Raw genomic sequence first — 14,310 nt, 5'->3', positions numbered from 1 at the left:
CCCGTCGTGCAGGACCCCACGTTCGGGGTCCGGTTGCTCAACCTGCCCTCGCGGATCCAGACGGTTTCGCTGACGATGACGTCGACCGGGGCCGTCATGATGGCGCTGGCCTGGCTGATGCTGGGCCGGTTCGCGCTGGGCAAGAGGCGCATGTCGCGCGGCGAGCTGGACCGCACTCTGCTGCTGTGGATCCTGCCGCTGCTGCCCGCACCCCCGATGTACAGCAAGGACGTCTACTCCTACCTGGCCCAGAGTCAGATCTCGCTGGAGGGCCTCGACCCCTACCGGGTCGGGCCGGCGTCCGGGCTGGGCCTGTCCCACGTCTTCACGCTGTCCGTGCCGACCATCTGGCGGGAGACACCGGCCCCCTACGGCCCGTTGTTCCTGTGGATCGGGCGTGGCATCTCCGCCCTGACCGGCGAGAACATCGTCGCCGCCGTCCTCTGCCACCGGGTCGTGGAGCTGATCGGCGTGGGCCTGATCGTCTGGGCGACCCCACGGCTGGCCCGCCGGTGCGGCGTCGCCGAGGTCAGCGCGCTGTGGCTCGGCGCGGCCAACCCGTTGCTGATCATGCATCTGGTCGCCGGGGTCCACAACGAGGCCCTGATGATGGGCCTGATGCTGGCCGGCGCCGAATTCGCGCTGCGCGGCGTCGACGCCCCGCGGCTCATGCCGACCTCCTGGCGGCCGGGCCCGCACTGGGAACCGATGGGGATGCTGCTGGCCGGCTCGGTCCTCATCACGTTGTCGTCGCAGGTGAAGCTGCCTTCGCTATTGGCCCTCGGGTTCGTCACCATGGCGCTGGCCTATCGCTGCGGGGGCAATCTGCGCGCGCTGTTGCTGGCGGGCGGCGGCATGACCGCGTTGTCGTTGGCGGTGATGGCACTCGTCGGCTGGGCCAGCGGGCTGGGGTTCGGCTGGATCTTCACGCTGGGCACCGCCAACGTGGTGCGCAGCTGGATGTCGCCTCCGACGCTGCTGGCCCTGGGCACGGGCCAGGTCGGCATCCTGCTGGGCCTGGGCGATCACACCACCGCGGTGCTGGCGCTGACCCGTTTCATCGGCGTGCTGATCATCACGGTGATGGTGAGCTGGCTGTTGCTGGCGGTGTTCCGCGGCCGGCTGCACCCGATCGGTGGGCTCGGCGTCGCGCTGGGCATTTGCGTGCTGTTGTTCCCGGTCGTGCAGCCCTGGTACCTGCTGTGGGCGATCATCCCGCTGGCCGCATGGGCGACCCGCACCGGTTTCCGCGAGGCGGTCATCGTCATCACCCTCGTCGTGGGCATCTTCGGCCCGACGGCCAACGGGGACCGGTTCGCGCTTTTCCAGATCGTCGACGCCACGCTGGCCAGCGCCGTCATCGTGGCGGTGCTCGTCGCGTTGACGTACACCCGCCTGCCGTGGCGCCCCCTGCAGTCGCCACCCGCGGAGGACCAGGCCGCGGGAGGCCAGGGGCCCACGGCCTCAGGAGCTGCGGCCACCCCCCGGCCAACCGCGGTAACTGACGCCTACGCTGATTCCACGTGAGCTTCGTCGGCGCAAAGCCCGGAACACCCGAAACGGTGGTCCGGCTGCGCGGGGTTACCAAGCGATACGAGCAGAATGTGGCAGTCTCCGGCCTCGATCTGGACGTGCACGCCGCCGAGGTGCTGGCCCTGCTGGGCCCCAACGGCGCGGGTAAGACCACGACGGTCGAGATGTGCGAGGGCTTCGTCCGACCAGACGCCGGCACGATCGAGGTGCTGGGGCTCGATCCGATCGCCGACAACGCCCGCCTGCGTGCGCGGATCGGGGTGATGTTGCAGGGCGGCGGCGGCTACCCCGCGGCCCGCGCGGGCGAAATGCTCGACCTGGTGGCCTCCTACGCCGCCGACCCGCTGGACCCGGCCTGGCTGTTGGACACGCTGGGTCTCACCGACGCCGCCCGAACCACGTACCGGCGACTCTCCGGCGGGCAACAGCAACGGCTCGCGCTGGCGTGCGCGCTGGTCGGCAGGCCCGAGCTGGTGTTCCTCGACGAGCCCACCGCGGGCATGGACGCGCACGCGCGCCTGCTGGTCTGGGAACTGATCGACGCGCTGCGCCGCGACGGCGTGACGGTGGTGCTGACCACCCATCAGCTCAAGGAGGCCGAGGAGATCGCCGATCGGCTGGTGATCATCGACCACGGGGTGACAGTGGCCTCGGGCACGCCGACGGAGCTGATGCGCGCCGGGGCCAAGGACCAATTGCGGTTCACCGCCCCGCCGCGGCTCGACCTGGCCCTGCTGGCGTCCGCCCTGCCCGAGGACTACAAGGCGACGGAGGTGACGCCGGGCGAATACCTGGTCGAGGGTCCCGTCGACCCTCAGGTGCTGGCGACCGTCACGGCGTGGTGCGCACGGATCGACGTGCTGGCCACCGACATGCGCGTCGAGCAACGCAGCCTCGAAGACGTGTTCCTCGATCTCACCGGCAGGAAGTTGCGGCCCTGATGCAAGAGAAGACCGACACCCCGGTGTTTCCACCCGGCACGTTCACCCCCGACCCGCGCCCCAACGCGGTCCCGAAAATGCTTGCCGCGCAGTTCAATCTGGAGCTGAAGCTGCTGTTGCGCAACGGCGAGCAGCTGCTGCTGACCATGTTCATCCCGATCACGCTGCTGGTCGGCCTGACGCTGCTGCCGCTCGGCTCATTCGGCCAGCACCGCGCGGCGACCTTCACCCCGGTCATCATGGCGCTGGCCGTGATTTCGACCGCCTTCACCGGGCAGGCCATCGCGGTCGCCTTCGATCGGCGCTACGGCGCGCTGAAACGGCTTGGGGCAACACCACTTCCGGTCTGGGGCATCATCGCCGGAAAGTCGTTGGCTGTGGTCACGGTGGTGTTCCTGCAAGCAATCATCCTGGGCGCCATCGGGTTTGCGCTCGGCTGGCGACCCGCGCCCGCGGCCCTGGCACTGGGCGCCGCCGTCATCGCACTCGGCACCGCGGGGTTCGCGGCCCTCGGGTTGCTGCTCGGCGGGACGTTGCGAGCCGAGATCGTGCTCGCGGTCGCCAACCTGATGTGGTTCGTCTTCGCCGGCCTCGGCGCGCTGACCCTGGAGACCGGGATGATCCCGTCGGCGGTCAAGTGGGCGGCCCGCCTCACCCCGTCCGGCGCGCTCACCGAGGCGCTGTCGCGGGCGATGAGCATGTCGGTCGACTGGTTCGGAGTGGTCGTCCTGGCGGTGTGGGGAGTGCTGGCCGCCCTGGGCGCACGGCGCTGGTTCCGGTTCACCTGACGGTCCCGTACTACGGCCCGCGTCGCCGAACCCCGCGACATATAAACAACGCACACGACACGCCGACCGAGGTGTACGTGGTTGATGTCTCGTGACCACCAGCCCGTACTACGGTCCGTAGTTTTCGATGCCTTACGATCGGGCCGTGCTGGGACGTGCGCTGATGCGGTTGGTGGATCTGCTGCCGAACCCCAGCCTGCGCGTCCAGCGACTCATCGCCGCGGCGGTCATCCTCACGCAGGGCGGCATCGCCGTCACCGGCGCGATCGTCCGCGTCACCGCGTCGGGCCTGGGCTGCCCCACCTGGCCGCAGTGCTTTCCGGGCAGTTTCGTTCCGGTCGCGCACGCCGAAGTGCCCCGCATCCACCAGGCGGTGGAGTTCGGCAACCGAATGATCACCTTCGCGGTGGTCGTCGCCGCGGCGCTGGCCGTGCTGGCCGTGACGCGGGCGCGGCGACGCACCGAGGTTCTGGTCTACGCGTGGCTGATGCCGGTGTCCACGGTCGTGCAGGCGGTCATTGGCGGTATCACGGTGCGCACCGGCCTGCTGTGGTGGACGGTGGCCATCCATCTGCTGACGTCGATGACGATGGTGTGGCTGTCGGTGCTGCTCTACGTCAAAATCGGCGAGCCCGACGACGGCGTGGTTGCGCGGCGGGTCGCGGCGCCGCTGCGCGGACTGACGGCGCTGGCCGGCCTGAATCTGGCCGTGGTGCTGGTGACCGGCACGCTGGTGACGGCCGCCGGCCCGCACGCGGGCGACCGCAGCCCCACCCGCACGGTGCCGCGGCTCAAGGTCGAAATCGAAACCCTAGTGCACATGCACTCGTCCCTGCTGATCGCCTATCTGGCGTTGCTGGTCGGCCTGGGCGCCGGACTGCTGGCCGTGCATGCCGCCCGTCCCGTCCTGTTGCGACTGGGCGTGCTGCTCGCCCTGGTGTGCTCGCAGGCCGCGGTCGGCACCGTCCAGTACTTCACCGGGGTGCCCGCGGTCCTGGTCGCGATTCACGTCGCCGGGGCGGCGGCGTGCACCGCGGCCACCGCGGCGCTATGGGCCTCGATGCGAGAACGGGCCGAGCCCCAGCCGCTCGCAAGCTGATTCAACGGCCACGACGAACTGGCGCTGAGCCAGGTCGCGGGCCTCGGCGTCCAGTCGCCGCCAACCCAGTGACGGCGCGACGAGATCAAGCCTCGCCAGCCGTCCGTCGCTCACGTCGGCCCGCGCGTACAACAACTCGGCCGCGGCGATCCCGGCCCGTGCGGCGGCCGCCGCGATGGCGGCGTAACCCAGGTCCCACACCTCGAACTCCGGCTCGACCACCCGCGCGCCGGTGAACGCGTGCGAGGGCTCACCGCCGAGAAAGATCAGCGACGTCCGGGTCTTCGGGTTGCCCGGCCGCGTCGGCACACCGGCCCTCTCGAGGTCGCGCAGGTAACGCTCGCCGAGATTCCAAGCGACGACGCCTGGCGGGTTCAACAGGTTGGCCACGCGCGTGGTCCAGGTCCGGAATTCCCTCAGTCGCGAGGCGCAGTCGCGGGTGGCCCGCAGTATCACCAGATCCGCTTCACGGGTCTGCGGATCGTCCCAGGACAGCCAGCCGGCGTGCAGTCCGCGAGATCGCAGCGCGGCGACCAGGCCGGCGTCGTCGGGATCACCGGCGACAAGTTGCGGACACCCCGCCAACACGATGCGGGGATGGAAGACGTCCGGTCGGGCAAGTTTCATGCCCGGGCATGATAAGCACATGCACGCAATCCAAGTCAGCGAAACCGGCGGCCCCGAGGTGCTGCGTTACGTCAATGCGCAGCAGCCCGCACCTAAACCCGGCGAGGTGTTGATCGAAGCCGAGGCCATCGGTGTCAACTTCATTGATACCTATTTCCGCAGCGGGCAGTATCCGCGCGAACTGCCGTTCATCCTCGGCTCGGAGGTAAGCGGAACCATCGCGGGGGTGGGCGACGGTGTCGAGGGCTTCAGCATCGGCGACCGGGTGGCGTCCGCCGCGGCTGTTGGAGGCTACGCCGAATTCGCCACTGCCCCAGCGTTCCTGACCGCACACGTGCCGGACGGTGTCACGTCCGAAGTGGCCGCCTCCGTCTTGTTGAAGGGCCTGACGGCGCACTACCTGCTGAAGTCGGTGTACCCGGTGAAGGCCGGCGACGCCGTGCTGGTGCATGCCGGCGCGGGTGGCGTGGGGCTCATCCTGACGCAGTGGGCACACCACCTCGGCGTCCGGGTCATCAGCACCGTCTCGACGCCCGAGAAGGAACGGCTGTCCCGGCAGGCGGGCGCTGACGAGGTGCTCTCCTACCCCGACGACCCCGACGCGTTCGGCCAGGAGATCCGGCGGCTCACCGACGGCGCCGGCGTCGCGGCCGTGTACGACGGCGTGGGCGCCACCACCTTCGACGCCAGCCTGGCCAGCCTGGCCGTCCGCGGCACACTGGCGCTGTTCGGCGCCGCCAGCGGGCCCGTTGCGCCCTTCGACCCGCAGCGCCTCAACGCCGCGGGGTCGGTCTTCCTGACCCGCCCGTCGCTGGCGCACTTCATTCGCACCGGCGACGAGTTCAGTTGGCGGGCAGGCGAGTTGTTCGACGCGATCGTCGGTGGCGACATCACCATCGAGGTCGGCGGGCAGTATCCGCTGGCCGACGCCGCCCGCGCCCACCAGGATCTGCAGGGCCGCAAGACCACGGGATCGATTGTGCTGCTGCCGTAGGCCGCCAGGACTCGAGTGTGAAGCGTGGGCATTGAGTGTGCGCGTATGGCGGGGTTTCGCGCGTTTTCTCCGCCCTGCACGCACACTCGCCTGTCAGAACAGGTGCGGCAGCGCGATGGCCGAGTCGACCGCCAACGCGCAAAACACCACCGCCAGGTAGTTGTTCGACTGCAGGAACAACCGCAACGGTTTGACGGGCTCGCCCGCGCGCACCCCGGCGTATAGCTGATGGGCCATCGCCAGGAACCAAACCCCGGCCACGACGGCGACGGCCGCGTACAGCCAGCCGGTCGCCAATGCGAGCGCAAGTGTGGCCAGCACCGTCAGCCAGGTGTAGATCAAGATCTGCTTGGTCACCTGTTGCTCGGTCGCGACGGCCGGCAGCATGGGCACCCCGGCGGCTTTGTAGTCGTCCTTGTAGCGCATCGCCAACGCCCAGGTGTGCGGCGGCGTCCAGAAGAAGATGATGGCGAACATCACCAACGCCGGCCAGCCGATCGTCCCGGTGACCGCCGACCAGCCGATCATCACCGGCATGCAGCCGGCCGCGCCGCCCCAGACGACGTTCTGTGACGTTCGCCGCTTGAGCAGCAGCGTGTAGACGAACACGTAGAACGCGATGGTGGCCAGGGCCAGCAGCCCCGACAGCAGGTTCGTGGTCCGCCAGAGCCAGAAGAACGAGCCGACGGTGAGCAGCAGACCCAGCACCAAGGCGTTTCGCGTCGGTACCGCAGCGCGCGCCAGCGGTCGGCGCGCGGTCCGCTTCATCACCTTGTCGATGTCCGCGTCGGCCACGCAGTTGAGGGTGTTGGCGCCGCCTGCGGCCAGCATTCCGCCGATCAGGGTGTTGACGATCAGCAGGGGGTTCACGCTGCCGCGGTGCGCGAGCAGCATCGCCGGTATCGCGGTCACCAGCAACAGCTCGATGACCCGCGGCTTGGTCAGCGCCAGGTACGCCAGCACCGTGCCTCGCACTCGGCCTGGTACTTGGCGTGGCGCGGCGCGCCCGCGAACGCTCACGCAATAACTCCTTGGGGTCGCAGCAGCGCGCAGTATCTACTACAGGCGATGGTAGACCGGGTTAGGGCAACCGCCCTCCCGCAGGGTCCAAACACCGTCGATTCTCCTAGATTTCCGAACTGAATGTTAATGCTGGACAACCAACGCGTAATTTTCACACCAGCCGGCCGCGGGTACCCGAAATCCTGCACTGCAAAGGCCGGCACTCCCGCACTAGGGTGGGATTGATCAGCTCGATGACCCAAGGACAGAGTCTGTGACCACACTCGAAGAGATCTCCACGCTGACCCAACCGCACCTCCCCGACGACTGGTCCGAGATCGACTCGGCCGCCGTCGACACAATTCGGGTGCTGGCAGCCGACGCGGTGCAAAAGGTCGGCAACGGCCACCCGGGGACGGCGATGAGCCTGGCTCCCCTGGCCTACAGCTTGTTCCAGCGCACGATGACGCACGATCCGAGCGACACCAAGTGGCTGGGACGCGACCGCTTCATCCTGTCGTGCGGGCACAGCAGCCTGACGCTGTACATCCAGCTCTACCTGGGTGGGTTCGGCCTTGAGCTGTCCGACATCGAGTCGCTGCGCACCTGGGGATCCAAGACCCCCGGACACCCGGAGTTCAGGCACACCAAGGGCGTTGAGATCACCACCGGCCCACTGGGCCAGGGGCTGGCGTCGGCGGTGGGGATGGCGATGGCCTCACGCTACGAGCGCGGCCTGTTCGACCCGGACGCCGCACCGGGCACCAGCCCCTTCGATCACTTCATCTACGTGATCGCCTCCGACGGCGACATCGAAGAGGGCGTGACGTCGGAGGCTTCGTCGCTGGCGGCCGTGCAGGAGCTGGGCAACCTCATCGTCTTCTACGACCACAACCAGATCTCGATCGAGGACGACACCAACATCGCGCTGTGCGAGGACACCGCCGCCCGCTACGAGGCGTACGGCTGGCACGTGCAGCGGGTCGAGGGCGGCGAGAACGTCGTCGGCATCGAGGAGGCCATCGCCAACGCCAAAGCGGTGACCGACCGCCCGTCGTTCATCGAATTGCGCACCATCATCGGCTATCCCGCGCCCAAGCTGATGAACACCGGCAAGGCGCACGGCTCGGCGCTGGGTGACGAGGAAGTCGCCGCCGTCAAGAAGATCCTCGGCTTCGACCCCGACAAGACGTTCGAGGTCAGCGACGAGGTGTTCGCACACACCCGCAAGCTGGTGGACCGCGGCCGGGAAGCGCACGAGAAATGGCAGCCCGATTTCGACGCCTGGGCGCAGCGCGAACCCGAGCGCAAGGCGTTGCTGGACCGGTTGACGGCGGAGAAGCTGCCCGACGGCTGGGACGCGGACATCCCGACCTGGAGTCCGGACGACAAGCCGATCGCGACCCGCGCGGCGTCCGGCAAGGTGCTGAACGCGGTGGGCCCGAAACTGCCCGAGTTGTGGGGCGGCTCGGCCGACCTGGCCGGCAGCAACAACACCACCATGGACAACGTGAAATCGTTTGGGCCACCGTCGATTACGACCAAGGACTACACCGCCGACTGGTATGGTCGCACACTGCATTTCGGTATCCGTGAGCACGCGATGGGAGCGATCCTTTCCGGCATCGTGCTGCACGGCCCGACGCGGGCGTACGGCGGCACCTTCCTGCAGTTCTCCGACTACATGCGCCCGGCGGTGCGACTGGCCTCGCTGATGGACATCGACACGATCTACGTGTGGACACACGACTCGATCGGGCTCGGCGAGGACGGTCCCACGCATCAACCGATCGAGCACCTGGCAGCGCTGCGCGCCATCCCCAAGCTGTCGGTGGTGCGGCCGGCCGACGCCAACGAGACCGCCTTCGCGTGGCGCACGATCCTGGCCCGCGGCAACGGCAGCGGTCCCGTCGGGCTGATCCTGACCCGGCAGGGTTTGCCGGTACTCGAGGGCACCAACGCCGACGGAGTGGCCCGCGGGGGCTACATCCTGGGCGAAGACGGCGACTCGGACCCGGACGTCGTCCTGATCGCCACCGGCTCCGAGGTTCAGCTCGCAGTCGAGGCGCAGAAGCTGTTGGCGGACAAGGACATTGTCGCGCGCGTGGTGTCGATGCCATGCGTGGAATGGTTCGAGTCCCAGCCAGAGGACTACCGGGACAGCGTGTTGCCCCCGACGGTGTCGGCCCGAGTGGCCGTCGAGGCCGGCGTGGCGCAGTCCTGGCACAAGCTCGTCGGAGACACCGGCAGGATCGTCTCGATCGAGCACTACGGCGAATCCGCCGACTACAAAACGTTGTTCCGTGAATTCGGCTTCACCGCCGAAGCCGTCGCGGCCGCCGCGGAGCAGGTAGTCGATAATTGAGAAAGGGTGATTCCCATGGCAAGTCAGAACCCTAACCTGGCGGCGCTGAGTGCAGCTGGAGTATCCGTCTGGCTGGATGACCTGTCGCGCCAGCGGCTGCAGTCCGGCAACCTGCAGGAGCTCATCGACACCAAAAGCGTTGTCGGCGTAACCACCAACCCCTCGATCTTCCAGAAGGCGCTCGCTGAAGGCGACGCCTACGACAGCCAGATCGCCGAGCTGGCCGAGCGTGGCGCCGACGTCGACGCCACGATTCGGACCGTCACCACCGACGATGTGCGCAACGCGTGCGACGTGCTCAAGCGCGAGTGGGAGGCCTCCGACGGCGTCGACGGCCGGGTGTCCATCGAGGTCGACCCGCGCATGGCGAGCGAGACCGACAAGACCTCCGCGCAGGCTGTCGAGCTGTGGAAGATCGTCGACCGGCCGAACCTCTTCATCAAGATCCCGGCCACCGAGGCCGGCCTGCCGGCCATCACCGCCACTCTGGCGGAAGGGATTTCGGTCAACGTCACCCTGATCTTCTCCGTCGAGCGGCACCGGGCCGTGATGGACGCCTACCTGTCCGGCCTGGAGAAGGCGCGCGAGGCGGGACACGACCTGTCCAAGATCCATTCCGTCGCATCGTTCTTCGTTTCCCGGGTGGACACCGAGATCGACAAGCGGCTGGAGAAGATCGGCAGCGAGGACGCGCTCGCGTTGCGCGGCAAGGCTGGTGTGGCCAACGCCCGGCTTGCCTACGCGGCCTACCAGGAGGTCTTCGAGGGCGGCGATCGCTTCGAGGCGCTCAAGGCCGACGGTGCCCGAGTACAGCGTCCGCTGTGGGCGTCGACCGGAGTCAAGAACCCCGATTACTCCGACACCCTGTACGTCACCGAGCTGGTCGCGCCGAACACGGTAAATACCATGCCGGAGAAGACAATCGACGCCGTCGCCGACCACGGTGAGGTCAAGGGTGACACGGTCACCGGCACCTCGTCGGACGCGCAGGCGGTGTTCGACAAGCTGGACGCGATCGGGATCGACCTGCGCGACGTGTTCATCGTGCTGGAGAACGAAGGCGTGGAGAAGTTCGTGGATTCCTGGACCGAGCTCCTGGACGAGACGCAGAAGCAGCTGGGCTCCGCTGCGAAATGAGCCCGGCGCGCGCCGCTGACGAATGGCATAACCCGTTACGAGACAAACGCGATAAGCGGCTGCCGAGGATCGCCGGGCCGTGCGGCATGGTGATCTTCGGCGTCACGGGCGACCTCGCCCGCAAGAAAGTGATGCCGGCCATCTACGACCTGGCCAACCGCGGGTTGCTCCCGCCCAGCTTCTCGCTGGTGGGCTTCGCTCGGCGGAACTGGGACACCGAGGATTTCGCCAAGGTGGTCCATCAGGCCGTCAAGGAGCACTGCCGCACACCGTTCCGGCAGGAGAACTGGGACCGGCTGGCCGAGGGATTCCGTTTCGTCTCAGGCTCTTTCGACGATGACGAGGCCTTCACCCACCTCGCCGAGACCCTGGAGAAGCTCGATGCCGAGCGCGGGACCGGCGGGAACCACGCCTTCTACCTGGCCATCCCGCCCAACTCCTTCCCGATGGTGTGCGAGCAACTGCACAAGTCCGGTCTGGCCCGTCCGCAGGGCGACAGGTGGAGCCGGGTGGTCATCGAGAAGCCGTTCGGCCACGACCTGGAAAGCGCGCAGGCCCTGAACAAAACCGTCAACAGCGTCTTCCCCGAGGAGGCGGTGTTCCGGATCGACCACTATCTGGGCAAGGAGACGGTCCGCAACATTCTGGCGTTGCGCTTCGCCAACCAGTTGTTCGACCCGATCTGGAACGCGCACTACGTCGACCATGTGCAGATCACCATGGCCGAAGACATCGGGCTGGGTGGGAGGGCCGGCTACTACGACGGCATCGGCGCGGCCCGCGACGTCATCCAGAACCACCTGATGCAGCTGCTGGCACTGACCGCGATGGAGGAGCCGGTCAGCTTCAATCCGGCTGCGCTGCAAGCCGAGAAGATCAAGGTGCTGTCGGCGACGCGACTCGCCGAACCGCTCGAAGAGACAACCAGCCGTGGCCAATACGCGGCGGGCTGGCAGGGCGGGGAAAAGGTCGTCGGCCTGCTCGACGAGGAGGGGTTCGCCAAGGACTCCGCCACCGAGACGTTCGCCGCCATCACGCTCGAGGTCGACACCCGCCGCTGGGCCTGTGTGCCGTTCTACCTGCGAACCGGAAAACGCTTGGGCCGCAGGGTGACCGAAATCGCCCTGGTCTTCAAACGCGCGCCGCACCTGCCCTTCGACGCGACGATGACCGACGAGCTCGGCGCCAACGCCATGGTCATCCGGGTGCAGCCCGACGAAGGCATCACGCTGCGATTCGGCTCCAAGGTGCCGGGCACCGCGATGGAAGTCCGCGATGTGAACATGGACTTCTCCTACGGCTCGGCGTTCGCCGACGAATCCCCGGAGGCTTACGAACAGCTGATCCTCGACGTGCTACTGGGCGAGCCGTCCCTGTTCCCGGTCAACGAAGAGGTCGAATTGGCCTGGCAGATACTCGATCCCGTCCTCGACAACTGGGCAGCCGACGGGAAGCCGGAACCCTATGAGGCCGGCACCTGGGGTCCGGAGTCGGCCTTCGAGATGCTGCAGCGCACGGGCCGCGAATGGCGGCGGCCCTGATGATTATCGACATGCCGGAGACCACCACCACCGCGGTGAACAAGAAGCTCGACGAGCTGCGCGAGAAAGTCGGCGCCGTCACGATGGGCCGGGTGCTGACGCTGATCATCGCGCCGGAGAACGAGGATGTCTTCGAGGAGTCCTTGGCCGCGGCGAACGACGCCAGCCACGAGCATCCCAGCCGCGTCATCGTCACGATGAGGGGCGATCCCTACGCCGACAAGCCGCGCCTGGACGCGCAGCTGCGGGCGGGCGGCGACACCGGCGCCACCGAGGTCGTGGTGCTGCGACTGTCCGGGCCGCTGTACGGCCACGCGGCCAGCGTGGTCACCCCTTTTCTGCTTCCCGACATCCCGGTGGTGGCGTGGTGGCCCGACGTCGCCCCGGCGGTTCCGGCGCAGGATCCGTTGGGCAAGTTGGCAATTCGACGGATTACCGACGCCACCAATGGCACCGATCCGCTCTCGGCGATCAAGAGCCGGCTGGCCGGCTACACCGCGGGTGACACCGATCTGGCGTGGGCGCGCATCACCTACTGGCGCGCACTGCTCACCTCCGCGGTGGACCTGTCACCGCACGAGCCGATCGAGTCGGCCCTGGTGTCCGGGCTGAAAGCCGAACCGGCGCTCGACGTCCTCGCGGGTTGGCTGGCCAGCCGGATCGACGGCCCGGTGCGCCGAGCCGTCGGCGAGCTCAAGGTCGAACTGGTCCGCAAGAGCGAGACCATCGTCTTGAGCCGGCCGCAGGAAGGCAGAACCGCGACGCTGAGTCGGACGGCCCGCCCGGACGCCCTACTCCCCTTGGCGCGCAGGGAAACCGGCGAGTGCCTGGCCGAAGACCTGCGGCGGCTTGATGCCGACGAGATCTATCAAACAGCGCTGGAGGGGATAGAGAAGGTGCAATACGCGTGAGCGCCGTCGTCGAGGTTTTTCCGGAAAGTGAGGCCCTGGTCGAAGCGGCCGCCACGCGGCTGGTCGACACCATCGGGGCGGCCGTGGCGGCACGGGGCAAAGCCCTGATCGTGCTGACCGGGGGCGGCAACGGGATCGGGCTGCTTCAGTCCCTCAAGGGCCGGCAGATCGACTGGTCCAAGGTGCATCTGTTCTGGGGCGACGAACGCTACGTCCCCGAGGACGACGACGAGCGCAACGACAAACAAGCGCGCGCGGCGTTGCTCGACGACGTCGACATTCCGTCCAGCCATGTGCACGCGATGCCGGCCAGCGACGGCGAATCCGACGGTGATCTGGCCGCCGCGGCCCTGTCCTACGAGCAGCTGCTGGCGGCCAACGCCGAGCCCGGTCAACGGGTTCCGAATTTCGACGTGCACCTGCTGGGCATGGGGCCCGAAGGGCACATCAACTCGTTGTTCCCCGACACCCCGGCCGTGGTCGAGGCCAGCCGCATGGTGGTGCCCGTCGAGGACTCCCCCAAGCCGCCGCCTCAGCGAATCACGTTGACCCTGCCCGCCATTCAGCGTTCTCGCGAGGTCTGGCTGATGGTGTCCGGGGCGGCCAAGGCCGACGCGGTGGCCGCCGCCCTCGGTGGCGCCCCGCCGGTCTCGATGCCGGCCGCCGGCGCGATCGGCCTGGAGACCACACTGTGGCTGCTCGACGAGGCGGCCGCGTCGAAGCTGCCCGGACGTCCGGGTAGCCAACCCGGCCCCGAGGCGGACCGCCCGCGTCATAATGACGGTCATGGCTGACAGAACTGAGCGGGGCGGGCAAGAGCGGAACCGGATCAAGACGCTCACCCAGGCCGCGCTGAACGCCGACAAGACGGTGGAGCAGGTCGAAGACGTGCTCGACGGTTTAAGCAAAACCATGAAGGAGCTGAGCAGTTCCCTCTCGGCCCTGAACGCCACGGTCGAGCGCCTGGAGGCCGGTCTGGATCACCTGGACGGCACCATGACCAGCCTGGACGACCTGGCGAAGCGGCTGATCGTGCTGGTGGAGCCCGCCGAAGCCATCGTCGCGCGCATCGATGACATGGTGAAGGTGGGCGAGACGATGATGACTCCCCTCTCGGCCACTGAGCACGTGCTGCGGGGTGTGGTGGACAGGCTGCGCAACCGCTCCGGGCACTAGACGCTCATGGCCACGCTGCTGCTGCACCATCCGAGCTTTGCCGCTCATCGAACCGCCCCGGGCCATCCGGAACGGCCGGACCGCTATCGGGCCGTCGAAGCGGCGCTCAGTGCGCCTCAGTTCGACACCCTCGTACGGGAAACCGCCGAGCCCGCCGACCTCGAGCCGACGCGGTACGTGCACTCCAATCGCTACG

General features: G+C 68.0%; 13 protein-coding genes and 1 pseudogene. 12 read left to right on the top strand and 2 right to left on the bottom strand.

Translation table 11 applies throughout. The annotated features are described in order from the left end of the window. The 4 genes from mptB to JOZ00_RS21140 all read left to right on the top strand — a co-directional run. On the top strand, positions 1 to 1,527 hold a 1,527-nt coding region (mptB, locus tag JOZ00_RS21155), incomplete at its 5' end, for a polyprenol phosphomannose-dependent alpha 1,6 mannosyltransferase MptB (RefSeq protein WP_293347521.1). Further along, a complete protein-coding gene (locus tag JOZ00_RS21150; RefSeq protein ID WP_293347518.1) occupies positions 1,524 to 2,474 on the top strand; it encodes an ABC transporter ATP-binding protein in 951 nt (316 codons plus the stop codon). The genes mptB and JOZ00_RS21150, both read left to right, overlap by 4 nt. After that, positions 2,474 to 3,262, top strand: coding sequence for an ABC transporter permease (locus JOZ00_RS21145; RefSeq protein WP_293347515.1), 789 nt, complete (start codon positions 2,474 to 2,476; stop codon positions 3,260 to 3,262). The genes JOZ00_RS21150 and JOZ00_RS21145 overlap by 1 nt, the downstream gene beginning before the upstream one ends. 163 nt (positions 3,263 to 3,425) lie before the next feature. Next, positions 3,426 to 4,361: a heme A synthase gene (locus JOZ00_RS21140; protein WP_293347524.1), complete on the top strand. Its 936-nt coding sequence runs from the start codon at positions 3,426 to 3,428 to the stop codon at positions 4,359 to 4,361. On the opposite strand, the gene JOZ00_RS21135 is transcribed toward JOZ00_RS21140, so the two are convergent. After that, positions 4,311 to 4,988, bottom strand: a complete 678-nt coding sequence (locus tag JOZ00_RS21135) for a hypothetical protein (protein ID WP_293347512.1) — start codon at positions 4,986 to 4,988, stop codon at positions 4,311 to 4,313. The genes JOZ00_RS21140 and JOZ00_RS21135 overlap by 51 nt on opposite strands. Positions 4,989 to 5,007: 19 nt before the next feature. Here JOZ00_RS21135 and JOZ00_RS21130 point away from each other — a divergent pair, with 19 nt between their 5' ends. Next, positions 5,008 to 5,982 (top strand): quinone oxidoreductase, encoded by a 975-nt coding sequence (locus tag JOZ00_RS21130; RefSeq protein WP_293347509.1) that lies wholly within the window; start codon positions 5,008 to 5,010, stop codon positions 5,980 to 5,982. Between the two features lie 93 nt (positions 5,983 to 6,075). Here the strand turns inward: JOZ00_RS21130 and JOZ00_RS21125 are convergent, their stop codons facing one another. Next, positions 6,076 to 7,002 (bottom strand): heme o synthase, encoded by a 927-nt coding sequence (locus JOZ00_RS21125; protein WP_293347506.1) that lies wholly within the window; start codon positions 7,000 to 7,002, stop codon positions 6,076 to 6,078. A gap of 256 nt (positions 7,003 to 7,258) precedes the next feature. Here JOZ00_RS21125 and tkt point away from each other — a divergent pair, with 256 nt between their 5' ends. The 7 genes and pseudogenes from tkt to JOZ00_RS21090 form a co-directional block, all read left to right on the top strand. Continuing rightward, positions 7,259 to 9,349, top strand: coding sequence for a transketolase (gene tkt / locus JOZ00_RS21120; RefSeq protein ID WP_293347503.1), 2,091 nt, complete (start codon positions 7,259 to 7,261; stop codon positions 9,347 to 9,349). A gap of 15 nt (positions 9,350 to 9,364) precedes the next feature. After that, the gene (tal, locus tag JOZ00_RS21115) at positions 9,365 to 10,486 is read left to right on the top strand and encodes a transaldolase (RefSeq protein WP_293347500.1); all 1,122 of its coding nucleotides are present in this window, start codon (positions 9,365 to 9,367) and stop codon (positions 10,484 to 10,486) included. Then, a complete protein-coding gene (gene zwf / locus JOZ00_RS21110; RefSeq protein WP_293347497.1) occupies positions 10,483 to 12,027 on the top strand; it encodes a glucose-6-phosphate dehydrogenase in 1,545 nt (514 codons plus the stop codon). Before tal ends, zwf begins: the two co-directional genes overlap by 4 nt. Then, positions 12,027 to 12,938 (top strand): glucose-6-phosphate dehydrogenase assembly protein OpcA, encoded by a 912-nt coding sequence (gene opcA / locus JOZ00_RS21105; protein ID WP_293347494.1) that lies wholly within the window; start codon positions 12,027 to 12,029, stop codon positions 12,936 to 12,938. The genes zwf and opcA overlap by 1 nt, the downstream gene beginning before the upstream one ends. Further along, on the top strand, positions 12,935 to 13,732 hold the full coding sequence (gene pgl, locus JOZ00_RS21100; RefSeq protein WP_293347492.1) for a 6-phosphogluconolactonase: 798 nt from the start codon (positions 12,935 to 12,937) through the stop codon (positions 13,730 to 13,732). The genes opcA and pgl overlap by 4 nt, the downstream gene beginning before the upstream one ends. After that, complete coding sequence (locus JOZ00_RS21095; protein ID WP_293347488.1) at positions 13,716 to 14,114, top strand: ATPase; 399 nt, start codon at positions 13,716 to 13,718, stop codon at positions 14,112 to 14,114. The genes pgl and JOZ00_RS21095 overlap by 17 nt, the downstream gene beginning before the upstream one ends. Positions 14,115 to 14,120: 6 nt before the next feature. Continuing rightward, positions 14,121 to 14,310, top strand: a pseudogene (locus JOZ00_RS21090) (histone deacetylase family protein); the annotation flags it as partial.

Source organism: Mycobacterium sp. (assembly GCF_019243155.1).
Classification (GTDB): Bacteria; Actinomycetota; Actinomycetes; order Mycobacteriales; family Mycobacteriaceae; genus Mycobacterium.
The sequence above is the reverse complement of the archived record's forward strand: the minus strand, read 5'-3'. Positions and strand labels throughout refer to the sequence as shown.